This is a genomic window from Candidatus Poriferisodalis sp., from assembly GCF_965262965.1.
In the GTDB taxonomy this organism is placed as follows: Bacteria; Actinomycetota; Acidimicrobiia; order Acidimicrobiales; family Poriferisodalaceae; genus Poriferisodalis.
Genome location: NZ_OZ253573.1, coordinates 440,922 through 464,046 on the forward strand (window position 1 = coordinate 440,922; position 23,125 = coordinate 464,046).

Consider the following 23,125-nt stretch of genomic DNA (forward strand, 5'->3'; position numbering starts at 1 on the left):
GTCCGTACGGCTGGTGTGCGGCACGCAGCGACGCGTAGTGTGGCCCGGTGGCTTCCGAACCTGATTCACGCCCATCCTCCGAACCTCGTTCGATCCATCCTGCCGACGGTCCCGACCCCGGTATCGGACGCGGCGGTCTGCGCTCGGCCGCTTGGTTCGACATCGAGGGCGACCCGCTCATGTCGGCGCTCTACCTCGAGCGCTATGCCAACTTCGGGTTGACGCGAGAAGAACTCCAGTCGGGCAAGCCCATCATCGGCATCGCCCAGACCGGCTCAGACCTCTCACCGTGCAACCGCCACCATCTCGAGCTGGCGAAGCGCGTGCGCGAGGGCATCCGCGAAGCCGGCGGAATTGCCTTCGAGTTCGGGGTTCATCCCATTCAGGAGACCGGCAAGCGACCTACCGCATCACTCGACCGCAACCTGGCCTATCTCGGTCTCGTCGAGGTGCTGCAGGGGTACCCCCTCGACGGTGTGGTGCTCACCATCGGCTGCGACAAGACCACACCGGCATGCCTGATGGCGGCAGCGACGGTGAACGTGGCGGCCATCGCTCTGTCGGTCGGGCCGATGCTGAACGGCTGGCACGAGGGCCGCAGGACCGGATCGGGCACCGTCGTGTGGAAAGCCCGTGAACTCTATGCCGCCGGCGAGATCGACGACACGGGATTCATCGATCTAGTTGCGTCGTCGGCCCCGTCAGTGGGCTACTGCTCCACGATGGGCACCGCCACCACCATGAACTCCCTCGCCGAGGTGCTGGGCATGCAGCTTCCGGGTTCCGCCGCGATCCCGGCCCCGTACCGCGAACGGGCGCAGATGGCCTACCGAACCGGGCTGCGCATCGTCGAGATGGTGCGGGAGGATCTTCGTCCGTCCGACATCATGACCCGCGAGGCATTCGAGAACGCCATCGTCGTGAACTCCGCGATCGGCGGATCCACCAATGCCCCCATCCACCTCAATGCGATCGCCGCGCATCTCGGGGTCCCGCTTGGCAACGACGACTGGCAGAAGCACGGCTTCGCAGTGCCGCTGATCGTCAACCTGATGCCCGCTGGGGAGTATCTCGGTGAGGATTATCACCACGCTGGAGGTGTTCCCGCCGTGGTCGGCGAGCTGATGAGTGCCGGGCTGCTGCCTCACCCCAGTGCGCTGACAGCCAACGGCCGCAGTATCGGCGAGAACTGTGCCGAAGCCAAGATCATGGACGCTGATGTGATCCGCACTGCTTCCGAGCCGCTCTTGGCTGATGCCGGCTTCATCAACCTGTCGGGGAATCTCTTCGACAGCGCCATCATGAAGACGAGCGTCGTCTCCGGTGAGTTCCGCCAGCGCTACCTGTCCAATCCGGACGATCCCGACGCGTTCGAGGGCCGCGCCATCGTCTTCGACGGACCGGAGGACTACCGGGCGCACATCGACGACCCCGCTCTTGACATCGACGAGAATTGCATGCTGTTCGTTCGCGGGGCCGGACCGATCGGCTACCCCGGCGGTGCCGAGGTCGTCAACATGCAGCCCCCGGCAGCACTGCTGGTGCGCGGTGTCCACTCGCTGCCGTGCATCGGCGACGGTCGTCAATCGGGAACGTCGGGCTCGCCGTCGATTCTGAACGCGGCTCCCGAAGCTGCGGTCGGCGGCGGCTTGGCGTTGCTGCGTACCGGCGACCGTGTCCGGATCGATCTGCGTCGCGGCAGCGCCGACATGCTGGTCGACGATGACGAACTGGCCCGCCGCCGAGCCGACCTGGACGCGGCCGGTGGTTACCCGGTGCCGCCGTCGCACACACCGTGGCAAGAGATCCAGCGGTCGATCGTCAGCCAGTTCGATGAGGGAATGGTGCTGCGCCCGGCTGTCAAGTACCGGGACACGGCTCGTACCCATGGCACTCCGCGTCACAATCACTAGCTCCGCGCTCTTGAGATCGGGGCCCTCGCAGCGATGATCCTCGCGTTGCTGGCGCTCTTGGCAGGCTTGGTTCTGCTGGTGTGGGCTGGCGATCACTTTGTGACGGGCGCGTCGCAGCTCGCGACCGCGCTGCGCATCCGCCCTGCAGTGATCGGGGCAGTGGTGCTGGGCTTCGGCACGTCCGCACCGGAGATGGTCGTGTCTTCACTGGCAGCGATCAATGGCGAGCCCGCGCTCGGCGTGGGCAACATCGTGGGCTCGAACGTGGCCAACGTCAGCCTGGGTCTTGGAGTGGCAGCACTGCTGATGCCGATCCCGTTCTCCCGGATGGCGCTGCGTCGCGACGTTCCCTGGTCGGTGACCACCGCAGCGATATTCGCCTTGTTGGTCGTGGACGGCACGCTGGGCCGCTTCGAGGGCGGTTTGCTGGCTCTACTGATGGCATTCACATTGGTGTGGCTGGTGCGCTCGTCGCGCGACGACACCCTTTCGTCCGATGCGGTCACGTCCGCCGTCGCTCAGGATGCCGGTCGGCCGATCACCAGCCTGATCCGGGTGCTGCTGGGGTTGTTCGGCGTCATCGTGGGCGCCCAGTTCGCGGTGCAGGGCGCCACTGCACTCGCGGAGCACTGGGGCCTCAGCGACGGCTTCATCGGCTTCTCAGTCGTCGCGGTGGGCACGTCGTTGCCGGAGGTCGCGACCGTTGTGGCCGCTGCTCGAAAAGGGCAAGCCGAGCTGATCGTGGGCAACCTGTTTGGCTCAAACGTCTTCAACAGCCTTGCTGTGGGCGGGGCCATGGGCCTGGTGGGCGCGGGAGCCATCGACGAGCCCTCGCTGACCGGACTCGGAATCGGGGCGATGATGGCCGTGGTCGTGCTGGCCTACCTGGGAGCGCTCGTCGGCAAACGTGCCAGCCGGATCGACGGCGTCGCCCTGCTCGCCGTCTACATCGGCGCAATGGTCCTGCTCGGCGTCAGCTGAGGCCTCGCATCGAATGTCCTGCGCGCCGCTACGGGTTCCTTCGTCGGCGGGGATGAAGAGAGCGAATCGTGACCTGCTGAGCGTGGATCGCAAGGAGATCCAGATCTTTGAGATCCGCCGTAAGGATCGTCGTTCCGGGCTCGGCCATCGCTACGAGGACGGCGTCGACCACCGATCCTGCTTTCGCACGAGTTCGCAAGTCTCCGGCACGCTGGGCAATTTCTCTCTGCAGGGCATCTTGGGTCTCGCACATCTTGAGAAGTTTGTAGACCAGTGCATCAGTGCCCTGCCTTCCAGATATGCACTCCGCGAGCACGATTGGCGGCCAGAGCCCTTGTCCCTGGAGTTCTTCGATGTCTGCGAGCGATTGCTCGCGCTGTTGCGCCAGATGCGCAACGGCACCCGAATCAAGGATCAGCACCGGCATTAGGTGATGTCAGATTCTCAATCTTGCTTCAAGCTCTCGGCTCGGGCAGCAGTTCGCCGCTTGTGCTTTTTGGACGGTTCACCGACCTGCGTCCGCAGTTCAGCCAGATAGCTGTCAGTTTCTGCGAGCAGGATCTGTCGTCGCTCCTTTGGAAGCTCCAACCAGTGCGGCGTTTCCGAGTCCGCCGATGAGCCGCTACGAGAATCCTGATCAACTGGTGTGAGACCTGCCACAAGTGCAGCTTCTGTCGCAGCGCGCCGGCTTTTCGGATCGACGCTCCTGCTGGCCGAGCTCTTGAAACGCCCGCCCCAAGGAGAACCCTTGGGATGCCATGACTGCGTCATGGAGCCAGCGTACGAGACTGAGCATGCGAACTTCAAAGAGGTCTTGAGGAATGAGCACGGTCGACTGCTCAGTTCGTATGACGTCGTTGCTATCTGACGACAGGAGCGACACCGCGCTGCCAGATTCCCAGTAGCACTATGCCGAACAGCGAGCATGCGGCCGCTGCGTAGAACGCGCCGGCGGTTGCGCCGACGACCGCAGCGGTGACTCCGAGAATCGGACCGCCGATGCCGGCAGACAGCTCGAAGAACATGGTGAACGTGCTCATGGCGCGGGCGCGCTCATTGGGAGGGACACCTTCAATAGCGGCGACCATCAGCGCTGGGTAGAGCAGCGAGCCGCCGAGCGCCAGGATCACCACGCCGATGTACAGGCCCGGGACCGACACGAAGGTGCCGATCACCACCATGCCGGCCGCCGCACCGACGAGTGCCAGCGTCGCCGTGCGCTTGGTGCCCAGCTTGTCGGGCAGCTTGCGTCCGATGATTCGCAGCACCAGAACCAACATGCTGTAGACGAAGAAGACCGGGCCGAGCCAGCCAAGACTGTTCTCTTCTGCGAGCTTGGGCAGGTACCCGTACAGCGCCGGGATGATGATGATCCCCATGGCCAAGATGGTCCCGGGCCACAGCGCAGGCCTGTAGAAGACCCGGCCTGCATTGCCCGTGCTCGGGGGCGCATGGACGTGCGGTGCCGCAGGCGGCTGGACTGCGCTTCCCTCTTTGGCGACGAGTTGGAACACCAACGGGCGTGCTGCCTGGGCGAGGCGCACCTGCAGCCCCCAAGCACCAGCACCTGCAGCCCCGTTCAGCTGGCCGTCGCCGCCCTGGGTGAAATGCTGCCCCATGGCGCTTGGCGAGTCCTTCGGAAGGAACCCGCCGATGACCGCAGAGAGCATCATCAGCACTCCCGCAAGAGCGAACGCTGTGTCGTAGCCCCCCAAGGCGAAAGAGGTTTCACCCCACTCCTGGGTGATCGTTCCCAGTCCGGGGCCCAATCCCATTCCGAAGTACAGGAACACCGAGAACCAGCTCACGGCCTCGCCCCGGCGGTGTTCCGGCGCTAGGTCGCTCACCATCGCGGCGCTGCCCACGAAGAACATCCCCTGGAACGCGCCGGTCAGCATGCGCATGGCCAGGATCATCACGTAGGTGTCGGCCCAGATGTGCGCGAAGAACGTCGCCGCGGTGGTGAAGCCGCCGAGGACGATCAAGAAGCGGCGGCCACGCTCGTCGCCGAGACGGCCGATGAGCGGCCGGGCTGCGATGGCCGTGATGGCGAACACGCCGATGGCAAAACCGACTGCCACGTCGCCACCGCCGGTCTGGTTGGTGACCAGCAATGCCGTGAGCGGCAGCATCGACGAGAACGAGATAGCCGAGAAAAGTGCGCTGATGTTGAGGATCAGGAACGGGCCGGTGAGCAGGCGCGACGAATCGTCAGGGGGAAGCGCGGCAATCGGCGTCGCCGAGAAAGTCGTCTGTGACATGGGGCGATGGCCTCACGCGCACGACGCCGGCAATTCGATGCCGTCGCGCCGTGTCGGCTGCACCATGCTAGAGCGGATGGCTGCGCCGCTACCGGGGAGCGCTACGTCGTGAGCGACACCGAGACCGTTGTGCGAGGCGCGTGCCATCACGACTGCCCTGATACGTGCGCCTGGGAGGTCACAGTTGTTGACGGTGTAGCGGTGAACCTGCGCGGCGACCCCTCCCAACCGTTCACCCAAGGACAGCTGTGCCCGAAGGTGAACCCCTATCTGGATCGGGTGTACCACCCAGATCGATTGCTGCACCCGCTCCGACGAGTTGGGCCCAAGGGCGAGGCGCGGTTCGAGCCGATGTCGTGGGATGCGGCGATCAGCGAGATTGCGACACGACTCAGCGCAGCAATCGCCCGCCACGGAGGAGAGACGGTCCTGCCGTATTCGCTCGATGGCACGCAAGGCCTCATACAGAAGGGCGTCATGGCCGATCGGTTCTTCGCCGCGCTGGGGGCGACGCGGCTGAACCGCCACATCTGCGGGGTCACGGCGTGGCTTGGCGCGTCAGACGTGCTCGGCGTTCCCTTGGGCAGCGACCCGACCGATGTGGAATTCGCTCGCACGATCGTGCTGTGGGGCACGAACACATTGCTCACCAACCGTCACCTGTGGCCATACATCGAGACCGCCCGCAGCAATGGCGCCTGCGTGATCGTCGTGGACCCGGTGCAGACGATGACCGCTGCCCGCGCAGATCAGCATGTGCAGCCGCGGCCCGGTTCCGATGTCGCCCTCGTGCTCGCGGTGATCGCAGAAATGGACCGCGCCGGCCGTATTGACACCGAACACCTGGCTGCGACAACTCAGGGGTGGCCTGAGCTGCGCGCCGACGCGCAGGCAATGACGCTCGCAAAGGCCGAGCGCATCACCGGCATCGATGCCGACACGATCCGCGAGCTGGCCGCTCGTATTGCGGACGCGCCACCTGTCGCGCTGCGCGTGCTCGTCGGCATGGAGCACCGCGAATTCGGTCGCGACCTGCACCGGGCTGTGGCGTCGCTCGCAGCCGTATCGGGCGCAGCGCGGCATCGAGGCGGCGGGCTGGTGCGTTCCACGCAGGTGTACTTCGACACAGCGCTGGCCGACATCACCCCGCCAGACGGACCGCAGCGCGTGGTCAACATGTCGTCATTGGGCAATGCGCTGAGCGACGCGGTTGACGATCCCCCGGTGACCGCCCTGGTGGTCTACAGCTGTAATCCGGCTGCGATCACCCCGGACCAGAACCGCGTGATTTCCGGACTCGAACGCGAAGATCTGTTCACCGTCGTCATCGAGCAATTCATGACCGACACAGCCCGGTACGCCGACATCGTGCTGCCCACCACGACGCAGATCGAGCAGCTCGATCTGATGAACGCGTGGGGTCACCTGTACGTGTCGCTGAATAGGCCCGCTATCGAGCCGCTGGGCGAATGCCTGCCCAACACCGAGATCTTCCGGCGTCTCGCAGACGCGATGAGCCTCGACGCCCCGGGTCTGGCCGACAGCGACAGCCAGATGGTCCGCGATCTGCTCTTGAGCGGCCATCGGTGGCTCGAGGGCATCACCTACGAGCGATTGCTGCGTGACGGCTGGGCACGACTGGCAGTGCCGCCCGGTTGGTCCTCAATGTCGAGCCGGGAAGTCCCCGTCGCGCCAGCTCGCAGTTCGGGCGCCGCTCGTGACGCAGACCATCAGGTGCCCAGTCATCAGCAGCAGCTGGGGCCGCTGCGGCTGGGTCCACTGCGGTACCGCGTCGCAGCCGAGTCGCCAAACGGCGACCGGGCACTGGCTGAGCGCTATCCCTTGGCGCTCATGTCGCTCAAGCAGCACCTGCGCTTTCTCAACAGCCACTACGGAGGATTCGAGCACCACCTGCCCGACCCCCCGCACCCTCAGCTCGAGATCAGCGCCGCTGACGCCGAGTCGCGCGGCATCGCCGATGGCGACGAGGTCCGCGTCTTCAACGACCGCGGTGAGCTCACGCTGCACGCCGCCATTTCGCAGCGCCTGCAAACCGGGCTGGTGGCGATCCCGTTCGGATGGTGGGCGGGAGCAGCCGACGCACGCACAGTCAATGCACTCACGAACCCGAGCCTTGGAGATCCGGATCCGACCGTCGGCTCGGCGGCCTTCCACGACACCCTCGTTCAGGTCGAGCCCGTTGAGCGAATCGCCAGCGGGACCGTCTGAGCGCTGCGCCATCTCGTGGCCCCGAGGGCCGCGGCAGGTCACGGGCCCATCGCCCTAACCTGCGATTGCGATGAACGTCGCCGAGCTGCTTGAACGCGCAACCCACAGCGATGCGGTCGTCCTGATCGACCGGTCTGCTTCGCCTCCCGAACCCGTCACCGCTGCAGAGCTTCGAGATCGGGCACTGCGTTGCGGCGCAGGCCTGGCCGCACGCGGTCTCGCGCCGTCGGCGCGCGTCGGTTTGCTGGCCGGCAATTGCGGTGAGTTCTATGACGTGCTGTTCGGCGCACCGGCGGCGGGCCTGGTGTTTGTGCCGCTGAACACCAAGCTGCCAGCGGAAACCCAGGCCTACATCGCCCACGACGCCGAGGTGCAGCTGGTCATCTCCGACCGTGAGCACGCCGCACTCGTGCCGCCCAATGTGCCGAACATCGTGATCGGCTCGCCGCAATGGGACGAACTGCACTCGCACGAACCACTCCCAGCCCCCGCAGACGTCGACGATGAGGACGTCGCGGTGCACATCTACACCTCGGGCTCCACCGGCCGGCCCAAAGGCGTGCTGCTCACTCACCGGAACATCACCTTCACGGTCTTGGAGTACGGCGCGGCGATGCCCGGCGAGGTGATGCTCGTCTCGGCCCCGCTGTACCACAAGAACGCCTCGATGTCCTCGAAGCTGGCGTTCGCCAACGGAGGCACTGTCATCCTCCTGGGGGGATTTACTGCCTCTGGCTACATCGACGCCATCTCCGAGCACAGAGTGACGATGTGCTCGGGCGTGCCGACGATGTTCGCGCTCGTCACCGCCGAAGTCGCTGCCCGCGTCGCGGCCGGCGAGCAGATTCCTGACCTGTCCTCAGTGCAACGAGCCTTCATCGGCTCGGCGCCGCTGACCGAAGCCCTCCACAGTGACGTGCAGCGCCTGCTTCCGGGGGCACTGGTCACCAACGGGTACGGCACGACAGAGGCCGTGCTCGAGTTCGGCCCCCACCCGCAGGGCAAGCCGCGGCCCAAGATCTCCGTTGGCCACGCGCATCCCAAGGTGCAGCTGCGCCTGGTCGACCCTGGGACCGGCGAAGACTCAGATGCGGGCGAGCTGTGGGTGCGTTCGCCCGGGGTGATGGCCGGGTACCACAACCTGCCCGAGGTCAACGCAGAACGGCTGACCGACGGCTGGTACCACACGGGCGACCTGATGACCCGAGATGCCGACGGCTGGTATTTCTTCGTCGGCCGGGTCGACGACATGTTCGTCTGCGCTGGCGAGAACATCTACCCCGACGCGGTTGAGCAGATGCTCGAACAGCACCCCGCAGTGCATCAGGCGGTCGTTGTGCCAGTGCCTGACGAACTGAAAGGGCAGCTCCCGGCCGCCTTTGTGCGCATCGAGCCGGGCCGCACGCTCACGACGGAGGAGGTCAAGCATCACGCGCTGTCGAACGGGCCGGCGTACGAACATCCCCGCCACGTCTGGTTCGTCCCCGAAATCCCGCTCGCATCGACGGCCAAGATCGACCGCAACGGCTTGGTCAGGCGAGCCGCGGAACTCGTCAGATTCGCCGCACCGACTGACACCGACACGATCGAGCCGAACACTGCGGACATCAGTGCGGACACCGTGCCGCCCGCACCTTGAACCCCGCACAACGCGAGATGTCAACGGACGCTCCATCGCGACTTCGCGCCGTGGCCCGCACGTCGCTGCATTTTCTCGACGAAGCCCGGGCCGACTGGGGTCGCGCGCGTATCGGCGGACTGTCAGCCGAGATTGCATTCTTCGCCCTGCTGGGCCTGTTCCCGGCTGTGATCGTGTTCGCCGCTGCCCTCGGCTCCCTTGACGTTCTCATCGGCCAGAGCGCGGCGGGCGACACTGAACAGTGGCTGATCGGTCGAATCAGCGACACGTTTGGGTCCCAAAACACGCTTGACGCAACGGTTGCCGATCTGTTCAACCGTTCTGACGCCCGGGTCATCACTGCCGGTGTGGCAGTTGCCATGTACGCAGCCTCACGAGGTTTCGTTGCTGTCGTGCGGGCGCTCAACGTCATCTGCGGCCACCGCGGGACGCGCAACTGGCTGTCGACTCGCGTCGTCGGCTTCAGTCTCACGTTCCTGACACTGTTCGTGGCGGTGCTCGTAGCAGCGATGGTCGTCGTCGGCCCGCTGCTGGGAGGAGGCGAAGAACTCGCGGACCGGATAGGCGCAGGTGCAGCCTTCAGCACCGCCTGGGATTGGCTGCGTTGGCCTGTCGTCGTTGGCGCCGTCGTGGCATGGGCCGCGACCGTGTACCGGATCGCGCCCCGCAACTCCGAGCGTTGGCGGCACGAGCTGCCGGGCGCTGTGCTGGCCACGGTCTGGTGGCTGGCCGTCTCGCTTGGTTTCGGCGCCTACTTGAACCTGGCCTCGAACGGTGTCAACGCCGTGTTCGGCCTGCTTGGCGGTGCGCTCAGCTTGCTGTTGTGGCTCTACCTGCTCGCCATGGGACTGCTTGCCGGCGCAGAGATCAACACCGTCCTCGAACGCCGCCGCCCAGCAGGATGCGGCTCGCAAGCGTCGCCTGCCGCATGCGGCTCGCAAGCGTCGCCCGCCGCATGCGGCTCGCAAGCGTCGCCCGAGGCTCCGTCCTAGTGTGACGCGCATGTGGATTCGCTTGCGTCAAATCGCTGTCACGACTGCAGACCTCGGCCGTACCGCAGTCGACATACAAACAGTGCTGGGAGTCGAGCCGTGTCATATCGACCCGAGTGTCGGCGTCTTCGGATTGAAGAACACGCTGTGGCCGGTGGGAACCCAATTCTTGGAATGCGTGACGCCGGTCACCGACGACACCGCCGCGGGCCGTTACCAGAATCGTCGCGGCGGCGATACGGGCTACATGGTCATCACCGAGGTGGACGACGTGGCAGCGCGACGTGTACATGTGGATGATCTTGGAGTGCGCCTCGCGTTTGAGATGAACTATCCCGACGACGGCATCGTGGGCATGCAGCTCCACCCAGCCGACACCGGTGGCGCATTCTTCGAAATGGACCAGATGACCAGCGACGGCGCCGGGGCAGTCGGCGGTCCGTGGTGGCCCGCCGGCAAGCACTGGGAGCCATTCGTGCGTACCGAACTGGTGAGCGGCATCGCCGCCGCCGAATTGCAGAGCCCCGACCCACAGAGGTTGGCCGATCGGTGGAGCCAAATCGCACAGATCGATCTCGAGAGCGACGCGGACGGCAATCCGATCATCCCGATCGACAACGCCACGCTCCGATTCGTGGCCGAAACCGACGGCCGCGGCGAAGGGCTCGGCGGGATCGACGTGACCACCGTCGATCGCGATGCGGTGCTCGCTGGTGCGCGTGCCCGTGATTGCTACGTCAACGACGCTCAGGTCATGCTCGCCGGATTGCGAGTCAACCTCGTCGACAGCGACTAGAACTCCGCCGGTGCGCATCGCCGCACCCCCGCACCACGACGGACCGGCAATCCGACACCCATACCAACCAAGGAGACAACACCACCATGAGCGACAACCTCGCGAACCTCACCCGCGCCATCGAGCTGTTCGATTCCGTCTGCGCTCAAGTGCCCAGCGAAGCTTGGGACAACGACTCCCCGTGCGAGGGCTGGACTGCACGCGATGTGCTGCGCCATCAGTGCGGAGTGCTCGACGCTCTTGCGTCAATCGCCCGTACGGGTGAACTGTCCTTTCCGACCATGCCCGACGCGCCTGCCGATCCCGCCGCGAGGTGGGCCGAAACCCGCGACGGCGTCACAGAAGCGCTCAACCTGCCTGGCGCTTTGGACCACGAGGGCAAGTGGTGGTTCGGGCCGATGAGCGTCGAGGCTCTCCTGGGTGTCGTGAGTTGGGATCCGCTGACACATTCATGGGACATCGCTCAAGCCGCAGGCATTGATGTTGAGCTGCCCGCAGACCTGTGCGAGATAAGCCTCAACACCATCAAGAGCATGGGCGAGGGCCCGCGCAAGATGAAGCTGATCACCGATCCGGTCGAGATTTCCGACGACGCCCCGATCGCGGACCGTTACCTGGCATACGTCGGGCGTCAGCCATGAGCGGCATCGACGAGCGTGCCGAACCCCTGCGCTGGCAGGTCGGCGACGTCAATATCACATCCGTGGCCGAGTCCGATACGCCGACCTCTCCGAGATTCCTGTACGACGGCTTGGGCAAGAACGACGTACTCGCGCGCGCCGACGCCGCCCCATGGCTGCGACCGCACTTTGTCAGCGACGAGGGCTACCTGCTCCAGCGCATCCACTGCTGCGTGATCGAGGCAGGCGATCACCGCATCGCCGTGGACACCTGCGTCGGCAACGACAAGCAGCGCTCCAATCCGTTCTGGCACGAACAGCAGGGGCCGTTCCTCGACGACTTGGCTGCTGCGGGATTCCCGCCCGAGTCCATCACCCACGTGGTGTGCACGCACTTGCACGTAGACCATGTCGGTTGGAACACCCGGCTCGTCGACGGCGAATGGGTGCCGACGTTCCCGAAAGCGGAGTACCTGTTCTGCCGGGCCGAGTACGACCATTGGGAGAGCACCGACGATCTGTTCGGCGACGGTGTCTTCGACGACTCGGTGGCGCCGATTGTGGCGGCGGGCCTCGTCGAGATGATCGATCCCGATCATCAGATCTGCGACGAAGTGTCGTTCCAGTCCACGCCGGGGCACACCCCAGGCCACATCTCGGTGGTGGTCACCTCGAACGGCAAGCGGGCGATCATCACCGGCGACATGGCGCACACTCCCCTGCAGCTCGCAGACCCCGATCTGAGCTCGATGTTCGACACCGACCAAGACGAGGCCCGGGCCACCCGCCACGAAGTCTTCCCCGACTGGGCAAACGGCGAGACCCTGGTCATCGGCACGCACTTCGGCGCTCCGACGGGTGGAATCATGGTCCGCGACGGAGAGGGCTACAAGCTCGAATTCGAAGACGACGCCGAGCGGGTCTGAACGCGGCCCTGAACGCGGCTCTGAGAACGGGCCAGCGGTCTCAGTGGCCGCCGCGCAGCAGCTCCGCTATCCCTGACATCAGGCGATCGGGCTTGCCCGTTCGCAGCTCGCGGTCATCGGCGACGCCGAGGAGCGCTCGGCTCACGCGCACTCCGAGCCAGCGCAGCGGCTCGGGTTCCCAGCGCCGGGAGGTGACTCCCACCCAAGGGAGACTGGTGCGCTCGGTGTCGCGCTCGCAGATCAGCTCGGCCATCGTGCGACCCGCAAGGTTGGAAGCCGCCACGCCTTCGCCCACGTATCCACCGAGCACGCCTTGGCCGGTTTGCGGGTCGAAATGCACGCCCGGCAGCCAGTTTCGTGGAATGCCGAGCACCCCGCCCCATCGATGCGTGATGCGCGCATCTGCGAGCTGCGGAAGCATGTCGACCAGTACACGCCAGATCCGCCGGTGCATGCCCAGGTGGGTCTCGGCAGCCGGGACGATCCGCGAGCCGAAGCTGTAGGGCACACCGGTGGCACCAAAGGCGATCCGGTTGTCGGCTGTGCGCTGGCCGTAGGTCACCATGCGACGGTCGTCGGCAAAGCTGGGCCGGTTCGCCAGCCCAATGTCGTCGAACAGCTCGTCGGGCAGCGGCTCGGTGGCCACCATGCGCGAGTACACGGGCAGGATGTCGCGCCGTTGCCCTCGCAGGTCCCGGGTGTACGCCTCCATTGCCCTCACGATCACCGGTGCCCGCACTTCGCTACCGCCAACCTGCACGGCCCCGCCGCCGATTGTCCTCGCTCGGGACTGCTCGTAGATCTCCGTCCCTGCCGATTCGGCGACCGCGGCGAGTCCACGGGCCAGCTTCGCGGGATCCACTACGGCTGACGGACCGAGCAGGATGCCGCTGTGCACGTCAGTGGCGTTCAGCTGCTCTGTTGCCTCGTCGGCATCGAGGCGGCGGATCTCGTCAGGAGTCAGCCCTATAGCCCGGGCCTCAGCGATATCCGCGACCTGGCGCTCGGCTTGGGGAGCAGTGCGCGCCACCCGGATCGTGCCGCCCTTTGCGTAGTCGCAGTCGATGCCTTCGGCGGCTGCGACCCTGCCGATCTCGTCCACCGCATCGAAGACGGCTCGAAGCAGGTGTCGTGATTCGGTGGGGCTCGAGCGCCGCGCATAGTCGCCGACAGAGCCGGCAAGCTCCCCCACCGCCCAGCCGCCATTGCGTCCCGACGCCCCGAAACCGCAGTAGTGCCGCTCCAGCACGGCGACGCGCAGCGATGGTTCGAGCTGCCGCAGGTAATACGCCGTCCACAGACCGCTGAACCCGCCGCCCACGATGGCGACATCCACGTCAAGATCGCCATCGACGCCGGCTCGCGCCGTGATGGGCGGCTCCAGACGATCGATCCACAGCGGCGTGGTGGACGCCGTCTCGAGTGACCAAGGCTCAGAATCACCGTGAACGGCCATATCGCGGAAACTACTGCCGCGACCAGTCGGTTCTTGTCGCCGCAGTAATGTCTCATGCGGCAGCGGGGTGCCGCAGGCGCCTGCGGGGGGTCTGCGATGCGTGAGATCGAAGCAGTGTCTGTGGGCGAGCGTTCCGGCCTGACCTACGCCTGCATTGTCCCCGGATGGGCCGCCGAGCTCGAGTCACTGGAGCTGGCCTCCCACCCGACCGCCGACCCGCACGACCTGTACGACGCCGACGCGTTCGACCAGCTGGCGCGTGACTTCTCCGAAGGCTGCTTCGCCGGATTCGACGGCGACGAGCTGGTCGCCATGGGCGTCGGCATCCGCTGCAACTTCGACCTGGCGAATCCGATACACACGATCGCCGACATCGTGCCCGACGACCACGGCGGCAGCGGCCACGTACAGGAGGGTCGTTGGTACTACGGCACCAGCATCGCCACCAGGCTCGCCTACCGTCGCCGCGGCATCGGAGCCGAGCTGTACGAGCTGCGCAAGCAGGTCTGCGGGGATCTCGGACTGGCGGGCATCGTGGCGGGAGGCGTCATCCCTGGCTACGCCGACCACAAGGCGACCATGACCGCCGATGAGTACATCGCAGAGGTTCGAGCGGGCCGGCTCTATGACCGCACGCTGAGCTTCCAGATCGAGAACGGATTCTCCGCGGTGTGCGGATTGCCGAACTACATCACCGATCCGGCCACTGAGAGCTGGGCGGCGCTGATCGTGTGGCACAACCCAGAACTTCGAGGCGACGCCACATGAGCGACGCTGCCGAGTCGTCTTCGGGCGGCGGGGGCTTGGTCGCCGGGGCTGACGCCTCCGACATCGGCGATCAGGCATTCCGGTCCGAAAGCCTGCGCGGCCGCTTGCCGGAGATGACCTACGGCGGGGCGCTGTCGTTCCTGCGCCGCCGCTACACACGCGACATCGCCGGCGCCGACATCGTCGTGTCGGGCATCCCGTTCGACATGGCCACTTCGAACCGGCCCGGTGCCCGGCTGGGGCCCCGAGCCATCCGGGCGGCCTCGGTCGGCCTCGCCGAGCTTGACGCGTACCCCTTCGGCTTCGACCCCTTCGAACACCTCGCCGTCGCCGACTACGGGGACTGCTTCATCGACTACGGCCACCCAACCGAAGCCGTCGAGCGCATTGAAGCCCACTGCACAGAGATCCTTGCTCACGATGCGCAGATGGTCACGTTCGGCGGTGATCACTTCGTCACCTACCCCATCCTGCGAGCCCACGCCGCCAAGCACGGCCCGCTGGCACTCATCCACTTCGACGCGCATCCCGACACGTGGCCTGACGACGAGGGCCGGCTCGACCACGGCTCGATGTTCCTGCGAGCCCTGCGTGAGGGGATCATCGACCCGTCGGCTTCGGTGCAGATCGGCATCCGAACCCACAACGACGATCACGGCTTCACGGTCCTCGGCGCGCCCTGGGTGCATCGCAATGGGCCCGACGCCGTCATCGAGGTCGTGCTCGAACATGTTGCGGATCGTCACGCGTATCTCACCTTCGACATCGACTGCATCGACCCGGCTTTCGCCCCTGGCACGGGCACGCCGGTATCAGGCGGTCTCACCACCGCCCAGGCACTCGAGATCGTGCGTGGCCTCTCGCCGGTCGACATCGTCGGAATGGATGTCGTGGAGGTTGCCCCCGCATACGACGTCTCCGAGATCACCGCTCTGGCAGCAGCGACCATCGCCCACGACTTCATCTGCACGCGTGCGGTGCGCGCGGGTGTCTCGCCCAACCCGGTGGGACTCACATGAACACAACCGCGGACGGGACCTCGGCCGGCACCGGTGCGCCGGCTGTGGAGCTGCGCGACATCTCGAAACGGTTCGGTGATGTCGTAGCGGTCGACTCGGTTGATCTGCAGATCGCTGACGGCGAGTTCTTCGCGCTGCTCGGACCGTCGGGCTGCGGCAAGACTACGACGCTTCGCATGATCGCCGGCCTCGACATTCCCAGCGAAGGCAACTTGTTGATCCACGGCGAAGAAGTCGCTTCGTCACCGCCGGACCGACGACCCGTCAACACCGTGTTCCAGGCGTACGCCTTGTTCCCGCACATGACGGTGGCCCAGAACATCGCCTTCGGCCTGAACATGCGCGGCATCCGCGGTTCCGAGGCTGATCGGCAGGTTGGCGAGGCAACCGCGCTCGTTCAGCTCGAAGGCATGGAACACCGTCGGCCCTCGCAGCTCTCGGGCGGGCAGCAGCAACGGGTCGCTCTGGCCCGGGCGCTCGTGAACCACCCCAAGGTGCTGCTGCTCGACGAGCCCCTGGGAGCGCTGGACCTGAAGCTGCGCCAGGAAATGCAGGTGGAGCTCAAGATCCTCCAGCGTGAGGTGGGCATCACGTTCGTGTTCGTGACACACGATCAGGAAGAAGCCCTGGCGATGAGCGACCGGGTGGGCGTGATGTCGCAGGGCCGCCTGCTGCAGGTCGGCACGCCCGCGGAGGTATACGAGCATCCCGCCAGCCGCTTCGTGGCCGACTTCATCGGGCGGACGAATCTGCTCGAAGGCGTCGTGGAGAGCCCTTCGACGGTGCGCCTGCACGCTGGGGCAGTCGTTGCTGCACAGAGCAATCTGGCCGCGGGGACCCCGGCCACGTTGAGCGTGCGCCCGGAACAGGTGCGGCTGCATCGGTTGGGCGAGGCGCCCGCCGGTGCTCCGTGCCTCGACGGCGTCATCCTCGACGTCACCTACCTCGGCCACGCCTTCGTCTACACGGTGTCGATTGGCGCGGCAGCCGGCACGAGCAACGACGCAACGACGGTCACCGCCCGGGTCGAGACCGGCGAGGCGGCACAGGCCGCAGGCGAGCCGGTCAGCGTGAGCTGGGCCCCGGCCACTACGACCGTCGTGGCGGACTGATGCCCACGCTGGGTCGCCGACCCAACCCAGCCAAAGCGCTGCTCACACCCCAGGAGCAGACCGCGCAGCGCCGGGCTCGGCGCATCGGGACGCTCATCGCCTCGCCCGGTGCGCTGTACCTGGGAATCTTCTTCATGGTCCCGTTGGGCCTTATCACCGTGTACTCGTTCGCCACCCGCACATCCACGGGCCGCACCTCGCTCAGCGGCTGGAACCTCAATTCCTACGACCGCCTCGCCGACGACGTGATCCTGGGCATCGTCGCCCGCTCGGCCTGGCTGGCGTTCATCACGACCGTGCTGTGTCTGGTGGTCGCGTACCCCTTCGCCTACTACTTGGCCACCCGCTCCCCCAGGGTCCGCGCCCGTCTGCTCGTGCTGGTGATGATCCCGTTCTGGACCAACGGACTCGTGCGGATTTTCGCGATCCGCTTCCTGCTCGGCTCGAACGGCCCGGCCTCAGCGCTCAGCGAGGCTTTGGGCTTCGGCACGTTCCGCATCCTGTTCACCCCCACTGCTGTCGTGCTGGGAATGGTGTACGGATTCCTGACGTTCATGGTGCTGCCGCTGTATGTGGCCCTCGAGCGCATGGACTGGCGCTTGGTCGAGGCCGCCCGCGATCTCTACGCCAGCGGCGCGAAGGCGTTCTGGCGGGTGACGGTTCCGCTGACCCGCTCGGGCATCGTGGCGGGCTGCGTGCTGGTGTTCGTGCCCAGCTTCGGCTCCTATGTCGTGCCCGAGATTCTGGGCGGCGCCAAGACGCTGCTCATCGGCTCGTACGTGGCCCGCCAGTTCCAGGCTGCTCGCAACTGGCCGCTGGGCGCCTCGCTGAGCGTGCTGGTGATCGTGGCGATGCTCATCGCAGTGACGATCAATCAGCGCAATTCGGAGAACGCCAAACGCACCCGAGCAGGTGCGCCATGACAGGTGCGCCATGAGCAGTCTCGACACTGCGGGTACCAAGCGCTCGTCTCGGCGGCTGTTGGCGGCGAACGCGTGGCTGGTGTTCACGTTCCTCTATGTGCCGATCGCCGTGCTGGTGGTGTTCTCGTTCAACGATTCCGAGCGGGTCAATGTCTGGCAAGGCCTCTCGGCGCGTTGGTACGGCGAGGCTCTTGGCAATACCCAGGTGGTCGGCGCGCTACGGGTGTCACTGGTCGTCGCTTTCACCTCGACGATCGTGTCGACAGTGCTGGGCACAGCGGTGGCTCTTGCGCTCGACCGCTACCGCTTCAAAGGGAGGCGGGCGTTGGACGGCACCATCTACCTGCCCATCGTCATCCCCGATATCACGATGGCCGTCATGTTGTTGGTGTTCTTCGCCGAGGCGTTCAAGCTCATCGACACGTTCGGCCCGCGGCTCACCTTGGGTGTCACGACAGTCGCCCTCAGCCACATTGCGTTCAACATCTCGTTCGTCGCGGTGGTAGTGCGCGCCCGCCTGGATCAGTTCGACCGCACGCTCGAAGAGGCCGCACGTGATCTGTATGCCACCCCGTGGCGTACGTTCAGGAGGGTGACGCTGCCGCTCATAGCTCCAGGCATTGCGGCCGGCGCCCTGCTGGCGTTGACGCTGTCGCTCGACGACGTCGTCATTTCGGCCTTCACCGCCGGCCCGGGCGCTACGACTCTGCCGGTGTACGTCTTCAGCAGCATCCGCCAAGGCGTCACGCCCGAGCTAAACGCCATCTCCACGCTGATGTTGGCCGCCTCGATCACGCTGGTCGTGGCCTCGCTGGCACTGCAGCGGCCCCGGAGCATCACGCCGTGAACCGGCACCACTCCACACAAGCACGCTCACACAGAGCAATTGATAGCGCGGCGTTCCGTTGGGGCGTCCATAAGGGAGGAAACATGACCGATTCAGCGAGCACCCGAGGCCGGCTGCGCCGCAGTCGATGGCTCGCCGTCACCGTTGTGGCTGTGCTGTTGCTGGCCGCATGCGGCGACGGCGACGGTGCCAGCGAGGCTGCTGCCACCACTGCAGCGACAGCCGATGCGGGAGACGCCGGTGATGCCGGTGACGCTGCGGCTGCGGACGACGGCTGCGAACCCGGCGAGACCGACGGCGATCTGACGTTCTACAACTGGGCCGACTACATCGACGAGGAATTGCTGGTCGCCTTCGAGGAGCAGTCAGGCATCAGCATCGACTACTCGGTGTATGAGTCGAACGAGCAGATGCTCACTCAGGTCGAGTCAGGCGCCGCCGTCTATGACCTGGTCGTTCCGTCGGACTACATGGTGGCGCTGATGATCTCGGAGGATCTGCTGCTGCCACTGGAGTTCGATGCCTTGCCCAATGCCGCGAACCTCGACGATGCGTGGGACAACCCGCCGTTCGATCCCGATCACCGCTTCCATGTGGCGTACCAGTGGGGCACGACGGGCATCGGCATGACCTACGACATGCTCGACACGCTGGGCGGCGAGTCGTCATGGGCGGTCATCTTCGATGCTGAGACAGCGGCGTTGGTGCCGGGCGACATCTCCATGCTCGACGACGCGCCCGAGGCTGTTTCGGCCGCACTGAAATACTTGGGCTACAGCATCACTGAGGTGATCGAGTCCGGTAACGAGGAGGCCGTGCGCGAAGCGGGCGCATTGCTCAAGGCCACCAATGACCGGCTGCTGAAGTACGACTCGGTGACCTTCGGCGACGACCTGGTCAACGGCGAGGTCGATGTGGCACATGGTTGGAGCGGCGGGTTCGCCCAAGCCTTCTTCGAGACCGATGCGTATGAGACTCACGTGTACACCATCCCGATCGAGGGCGGTGTCCGCTGGGTGGACACGATGGCCATTCCGTACAACTCCGACAACGTGTGCTCGGCGCACGCCATGATCAACTTCCTGCTCGACGCGCAGAACGGTGCGGCGTTGACGAACTACACCTACTACGGCAGCCCGAACGTGGCCGCTACGCCGTTCATCCTGGAAGAAATCCTCGACGACCCGGGCATCTATCCACCGCCGGAGGTGTACGCACGGCTGGAGTTGATCCCCCAGATGGGCGACTTGGGCTTGATCGTGCAGGACATGCTCACTGAGGCCAAGAGCTGAGGGGGGCTGATCTGGGTTGGGTCGACCTCAGCTGGGATCAGCTGCACTGATCCGGCAACACGCCGGGCTGGGCTTCGGCCCGGCCCGGCTCTGTCGCGCTCAGCGGTCGCGCTCAGCGGTCGCCATCAGAACCTGGCGTCAGGATCGCCCCAGCCGGTGAAATCGTCGAGATAGTCGGTGTCGTCGTTGAGCGCTTCATCGCGCGGACGGTCGACGGCGTAGTTGAGCGCGCCGTTGATGTCGTTCTCCCACACCTCACGCGGCAGGTCGTAGAGCACTTCGACGCCGTATCCGTTGGGGTCGGTGATGTAGATGCTGTGCGTCATGCCGTGGTCAGTGCGGCGACCGATCCTCACGCCGTTGTCCATCAAATACTGGACCTGGGACAGCCACGACTCGCGATCGGGATACGTGATGGCGATGTGGTTGACCGCACATCCTCCGCTTCCCAGTGTCCATTTCTCCGGGGGCGGCGCCAGGTCGTCCTGTTCCATGAGCGCTATGTCGTGGTGGTGCTGGCCTTCTTCGGCGTCCCGTGTTCCGCTGTAGAAGCGCATCGTGGGGCGCTGGCGACCGTCGGGTGCTGCCACCAGGTTGCCGACCTGGCGGAATCCGAGCAGGTTGGACCAGAAGTGGTGGGATTCTTCGATGTCACGCACGTTGAGGACGAGGTGGTTGACGCCGCGGGGTGCAACGGGCTCGGTCCGCTTCGGCACCTCGGGTGCGGGAGGTGCCTCGGTACTGCTGTCGGTCGCCGTCATCGCTGCTCCCTGGCTGACTTGATCGACTGACTTGATCGACTGACTGTTCTGACGTGCCTCAGTTGCGCGGCACTTCGAGCCACGGGATGTCCTTGTCGATCCGTGGTTCGCCCGGGAGCCCCAGGACCTGCTCGCCCAGGATGTTCCGCATGATCTCCGAGGTGCCGCCCTCGATGGAGTTGGCGCGTACGCGCAGGAAACCGTGCTGCACGCCGCCGTCGGACCCGTCCACCGACAGGTCGCCGGGGCGGCGGAACGTGTAGTCGTAACCGACAAGCCCTTCGGCACCCATCATGTCCACCGCACAGGTCATAAGCGCCTGGTTCAGCTCGGCATAGGCCAGCTTGGCGATGGACATCTCGGGCCCGGGATTGCCTTTGCGCCGGTTGACCCCTGCGCGCATATTCGTGAGGCGCAGCACTTCCGCACGGGTCCACAGCTTCGTGAGCCGATCTCGAGTGACGTCGTCGCGGTCAGCGTCGGGCCGCTGGTTCCACAGCTTCATCAGCACCGCGATCGGTCCCGATCCCTGCTTGGGCGGTGCGCCGCTGCCGGCGCCGATGGCATTGCGCTCGTTCATCAGCGTGGTCAGCGACACCCGCCAGCCGTCACCGACGTCGCCGACGCGGCTCGCATCGGGCACACGGACATCGGTCATGTAGACCTCGTTGAATTCGGCCTCGCCGGTGATCTGGCGCAGCGGGCGCACCTCCACACCGGGCGACTTCATGTCGAGTGCGAAGTAGGTGAGCCCCCGGTGCTTGGGCACCTCGGGATTCGTGCGCGTTACGAGCATGCCGTAGTCGCCGAGGTGGGCCAGCGTGTTCCACACCTTCTGGCCGTTCACGATCCACTCGTCGCCGTCGAGCACCGCTCGGGTCGCCAGCCCGGCGAAGTCGCTGCCCGCACCCGGTTCGCTGAACAGCTGGCACCAGAGTTCCTCGCCGGTGAACATCGGCCGCAAGAAGCGCTGCTTGACCTCTTCGCTGCCGTGAGTGTGGATGGTCGGCCCGGCCAGGTGCATGAAAAAGGTGACGGGCTTCATCGGCCGCCCGCCGGCTGCCCGCAGCCGCTCCTCGACCCGGCGCTGGAGCTGTGGCCTGACGCTCAGGCCGCCGTGCCCCTCGTCGAAGTACACCCAAGCGAGACCGGCGTCGAACTGTGCCCCGCGGAACTCGGCATAGCTCAGCTGCTTGGGGTCGTGCGATGCCAGCAGTTCGTCGATGGCGGCGTCAACCCGCGTCGCGGCGGCATCGGCGGTCGTCGGTGCTTCGAGCGTGTCGGTCATGGGGCCAGTCTGCCAGCACTGCAGCAATCCCGAGACGGGTCAGTAGCGCTCGCCCGGGAACGAAGGATCGGTCTTGGCCAAGAACGCCTCTGCGCCGTGCGACATGTTGCGCGGGATGAGCACCGCTTGGTGGCCCATCTCGACATCAAGCTGGTCGGCGAGATCACGCTGCATGGCGCCATCGACCGCTGATCGGATTCTCGCCATTGCCGCCGGGGAACTGCGCCGAAGCACATCGACGACCTGTGCCACCGCAGTGTCGAGGTCGGCGTCGTCAACCGTCTTCCACACCAGGCCCCACTCGGCGGCTTGATCTGCCGTGACGCGCTCTCCGAGCAGCGTCATGCCCAGCGCCCGTGCCCGACCGACCCGCATCGGGAGCTGCCAGGTCGTGCCTAGGTCAGGGACGATGCCGAGCCGAGGGCCGAACGTTGCGACGAAGAATGCCGATCGGGCTGCGATAGCGATGTCGCACGAGAGGGCCAGACCAATGCCGCCGCCAGCGGTGACGCCGTTGATACGGGCGACCGTCGGCACCGGACACTCGGCCACCGCTCGGATGGCGGGATGAAACACGTTGTCCATCGAGTCGGTCGTGGCATCGTCCGGAGCCTGGAGATCGACGTCTTCGGCACCATCGGCGACCGCACCGCGCAGGTCAGCGCCCGAGCAGAATCCTCGTCCAGCCCCGGTGAGAATCACCGCACGAACGTCGTCGTCGGCCGCCACCATGGCGAACGCTTCGCTGATGTCGTTCATGAAGTCGTCGTTCATGGAGTTCAGCGTCTCGGGACGGTTGAGCGTCACCGTGGCGACCTCGCCGTCGACGCTGAAATTGACCGTGCCGTTCGACGGTTGAGGGTGGCTGCTCATGCTGGCCCCTTCTGCAGAGTTGCCGATCACGGGCCCAGCGCCCGTATGCAGGGTTGCAGCGTAGATCTGCTCGTCGGATCCGCGCAGGCCGGCGCTGAGTGCCCCAGCGAGCGCGCCAATGAAGAACCGACGACGCCGAGCACCGCAGTGCCGGAACGGGCGGCTACTTGGCTACTTGTAGCGGTAGGTGATACGGCCGCGGGTGAGGTCGTACGCAGAGACCTCCACCTGCACCCGGTCGCCGGGGAGGATGCGGATGTGGTGCTTGCGCATCTTGCCGCTCAGGTGCCCCAGCACCTCATGCCCGTTGTCGAGCTGGATGCGGAAATGGCCGCCCTTGAGGGCTTCGACGGTCTTGCCTTCAAGCAAGATGGCGTCGTCTTTGACTTTGGGCACGTAGGTTCTTTCGTTGGAAACAGTCGGTGCGTT

21 protein-coding genes are annotated in these 23,125 nt (G+C 65.8%); 14 read left to right on the plus strand and 7 right to left on the minus strand.

Going from position 1 to position 23,125, the window contains the following annotated elements; translation table 11 throughout:
• Nucleotides 1–122 precede the first annotated feature (122 nt).
• Together ACQY5K_RS02140 and ACQY5K_RS02145 are read left to right on the plus strand one after the other, a co-directional pair.
• On the plus strand, nucleotides 123–1,913 hold the full coding sequence (locus ACQY5K_RS02140; protein ID WP_428122827.1) for an IlvD/Edd family dehydratase: 1,791 nt from the start codon (nucleotides 123–125) through the stop codon (nucleotides 1,911–1,913).
• Between the two features lie 33 nt (nucleotides 1,914–1,946).
• Nucleotides 1,947–2,894, plus strand: a complete 948-nt coding sequence (locus tag ACQY5K_RS02145; RefSeq protein ID WP_428119643.1) for a calcium/sodium antiporter — start codon at nucleotides 1,947–1,949, stop codon at nucleotides 2,892–2,894.
• 28 nt (nucleotides 2,895–2,922) lie between these two features.
• Here the strand turns inward: ACQY5K_RS02145 and ACQY5K_RS02150 are convergent, their stop codons facing one another.
• A complete protein-coding gene (locus tag ACQY5K_RS02150) occupies nucleotides 2,923–3,321 on the minus strand; it encodes a hypothetical protein (RefSeq protein ID WP_428119645.1) in 399 nt (132 codons plus the stop codon).
• A 433-nt stretch (nucleotides 3,322–3,754) separates the two neighbouring features.
• Nucleotides 3,755–5,155, minus strand: coding sequence for an MFS transporter (locus tag ACQY5K_RS02155; protein WP_428119647.1), 1,401 nt, complete (start codon nucleotides 5,153–5,155; stop codon nucleotides 3,755–3,757).
• A gap of 108 nt (nucleotides 5,156–5,263) precedes the next feature.
• Here ACQY5K_RS02155 and ACQY5K_RS02160 point away from each other — a divergent pair, with 108 nt between their 5' ends.
• The 6 genes from ACQY5K_RS02160 (at nucleotide 5,264) to ACQY5K_RS02185 (ending at nucleotide 12,357) form a co-directional block, all read left to right on the plus strand.
• The gene (locus tag ACQY5K_RS02160; protein WP_428119649.1) at nucleotides 5,264–7,384 is read left to right on the plus strand and encodes a molybdopterin-containing oxidoreductase family protein; all 2,121 of its coding nucleotides are present in this window, start codon (nucleotides 5,264–5,266) and stop codon (nucleotides 7,382–7,384) included.
• A gap of 70 nt (nucleotides 7,385–7,454) precedes the next feature.
• A complete protein-coding gene (locus ACQY5K_RS02165) occupies nucleotides 7,455–9,023 on the plus strand; it encodes a class I adenylate-forming enzyme family protein (RefSeq protein ID WP_428119651.1) in 1,569 nt (522 codons plus the stop codon).
• A 50-nt stretch (nucleotides 9,024–9,073) separates the two neighbouring features.
• The gene (locus tag ACQY5K_RS02170) at nucleotides 9,074–10,015 is read left to right on the plus strand and encodes a YihY/virulence factor BrkB family protein (protein WP_428119653.1); all 942 of its coding nucleotides are present in this window, start codon (nucleotides 9,074–9,076) and stop codon (nucleotides 10,013–10,015) included.
• Nucleotides 10,016–10,025: 10 nt separating this feature from the next.
• Nucleotides 10,026–10,811, plus strand: a complete 786-nt coding sequence (locus tag ACQY5K_RS02175) for a VOC family protein (RefSeq protein ID WP_428119655.1) — start codon at nucleotides 10,026–10,028, stop codon at nucleotides 10,809–10,811.
• Nucleotides 10,812–10,897: 86 nt separating this feature from the next.
• Nucleotides 10,898–11,452: a TIGR03086 family metal-binding protein gene (locus ACQY5K_RS02180; protein ID WP_428119657.1), complete on the plus strand. Its 555-nt coding sequence runs from the start codon at nucleotides 10,898–10,900 to the stop codon at nucleotides 11,450–11,452.
• Nucleotides 11,449–12,357, plus strand: coding sequence for an MBL fold metallo-hydrolase (locus ACQY5K_RS02185; RefSeq protein ID WP_428119659.1), 909 nt, complete (start codon nucleotides 11,449–11,451; stop codon nucleotides 12,355–12,357). Before ACQY5K_RS02180 ends, ACQY5K_RS02185 begins: the two co-directional genes overlap by 4 nt.
• Before the next feature lie 40 nt (nucleotides 12,358–12,397).
• On the opposite strand, the gene ACQY5K_RS02190 is transcribed toward ACQY5K_RS02185, so the two are convergent.
• Nucleotides 12,398–13,813 (minus strand): NAD(P)/FAD-dependent oxidoreductase, encoded by a 1,416-nt coding sequence (locus tag ACQY5K_RS02190; protein WP_428119661.1) that lies wholly within the window; start codon nucleotides 13,811–13,813, stop codon nucleotides 12,398–12,400.
• 96 nt (nucleotides 13,814–13,909) lie between these two features.
• Here ACQY5K_RS02190 and ACQY5K_RS02195 point away from each other — a divergent pair, with 96 nt between their 5' ends.
• The 6 genes from ACQY5K_RS02195 to ACQY5K_RS02220 all read left to right on the plus strand — a co-directional run bounded on the left by ACQY5K_RS02195 (nucleotide 13,910) and on the right by ACQY5K_RS02220 (nucleotide 19,774).
• A complete protein-coding gene (locus tag ACQY5K_RS02195) occupies nucleotides 13,910–14,581 on the plus strand; it encodes a GNAT family N-acetyltransferase (RefSeq protein WP_419923278.1) in 672 nt (223 codons plus the stop codon).
• A 113-nt stretch (nucleotides 14,582–14,694) separates the two neighbouring features.
• Complete coding sequence (speB, locus tag ACQY5K_RS02200) at nucleotides 14,695–15,600, plus strand: agmatinase (protein ID WP_419923545.1); 906 nt, start codon at nucleotides 14,695–14,697, stop codon at nucleotides 15,598–15,600.
• The gene (locus ACQY5K_RS02205; RefSeq protein WP_428119663.1) at nucleotides 15,597–16,712 is read left to right on the plus strand and encodes an ABC transporter ATP-binding protein; all 1,116 of its coding nucleotides are present in this window, start codon (nucleotides 15,597–15,599) and stop codon (nucleotides 16,710–16,712) included. Before speB ends, ACQY5K_RS02205 begins: the two co-directional genes overlap by 4 nt.
• The gene (locus tag ACQY5K_RS02210; protein WP_428119665.1) at nucleotides 16,712–17,635 is read left to right on the plus strand and encodes an ABC transporter permease; all 924 of its coding nucleotides are present in this window, start codon (nucleotides 16,712–16,714) and stop codon (nucleotides 17,633–17,635) included. The genes ACQY5K_RS02205 and ACQY5K_RS02210 overlap by 1 nt, the downstream gene beginning before the upstream one ends.
• Nucleotides 17,636–17,645: 10 nt before the next feature.
• On the plus strand, nucleotides 17,646–18,482 hold the full coding sequence (locus tag ACQY5K_RS02215; RefSeq protein ID WP_419923281.1) for an ABC transporter permease: 837 nt from the start codon (nucleotides 17,646–17,648) through the stop codon (nucleotides 18,480–18,482).
• A gap of 83 nt (nucleotides 18,483–18,565) precedes the next feature.
• Nucleotides 18,566–19,774: a polyamine ABC transporter substrate-binding protein gene (locus tag ACQY5K_RS02220; protein ID WP_428119667.1), complete on the plus strand. Its 1,209-nt coding sequence runs from the start codon at nucleotides 18,566–18,568 to the stop codon at nucleotides 19,772–19,774.
• Between the two features lie 125 nt (nucleotides 19,775–19,899).
• Here the strand turns inward: ACQY5K_RS02220 and ACQY5K_RS02225 are convergent, their stop codons facing one another.
• The 4 genes from ACQY5K_RS02225 to infA form a co-directional block, all read right to left on the minus strand.
• A complete protein-coding gene (locus tag ACQY5K_RS02225; RefSeq protein WP_428119669.1) occupies nucleotides 19,900–20,535 on the minus strand; it encodes a VOC family protein in 636 nt (211 codons plus the stop codon).
• A gap of 58 nt (nucleotides 20,536–20,593) precedes the next feature.
• Entirely contained in the window at nucleotides 20,594–21,823 is a 1,230-nt protein-coding gene (locus ACQY5K_RS02230; RefSeq protein ID WP_428119671.1) for an acyl-CoA dehydrogenase family protein, read from the minus strand.
• 39 nt (nucleotides 21,824–21,862) lie between these two features.
• Nucleotides 21,863–22,696: an enoyl-CoA hydratase/isomerase family protein gene (locus ACQY5K_RS02235; RefSeq protein WP_428119673.1), complete on the minus strand. Its 834-nt coding sequence runs from the start codon at nucleotides 22,694–22,696 to the stop codon at nucleotides 21,863–21,865.
• A 171-nt stretch (nucleotides 22,697–22,867) separates the two neighbouring features.
• Nucleotides 22,868–23,092 carry a translation initiation factor IF-1 gene (gene infA / locus ACQY5K_RS02240; RefSeq protein WP_428119675.1) on the minus strand — a complete coding sequence of 75 codons (225 nt, stop codon included), beginning with the start codon at nucleotides 23,090–23,092 and terminating at the stop codon, nucleotides 22,868–22,870.
• Between the last annotated feature and the right edge of the window lie 33 nt (nucleotides 23,093–23,125).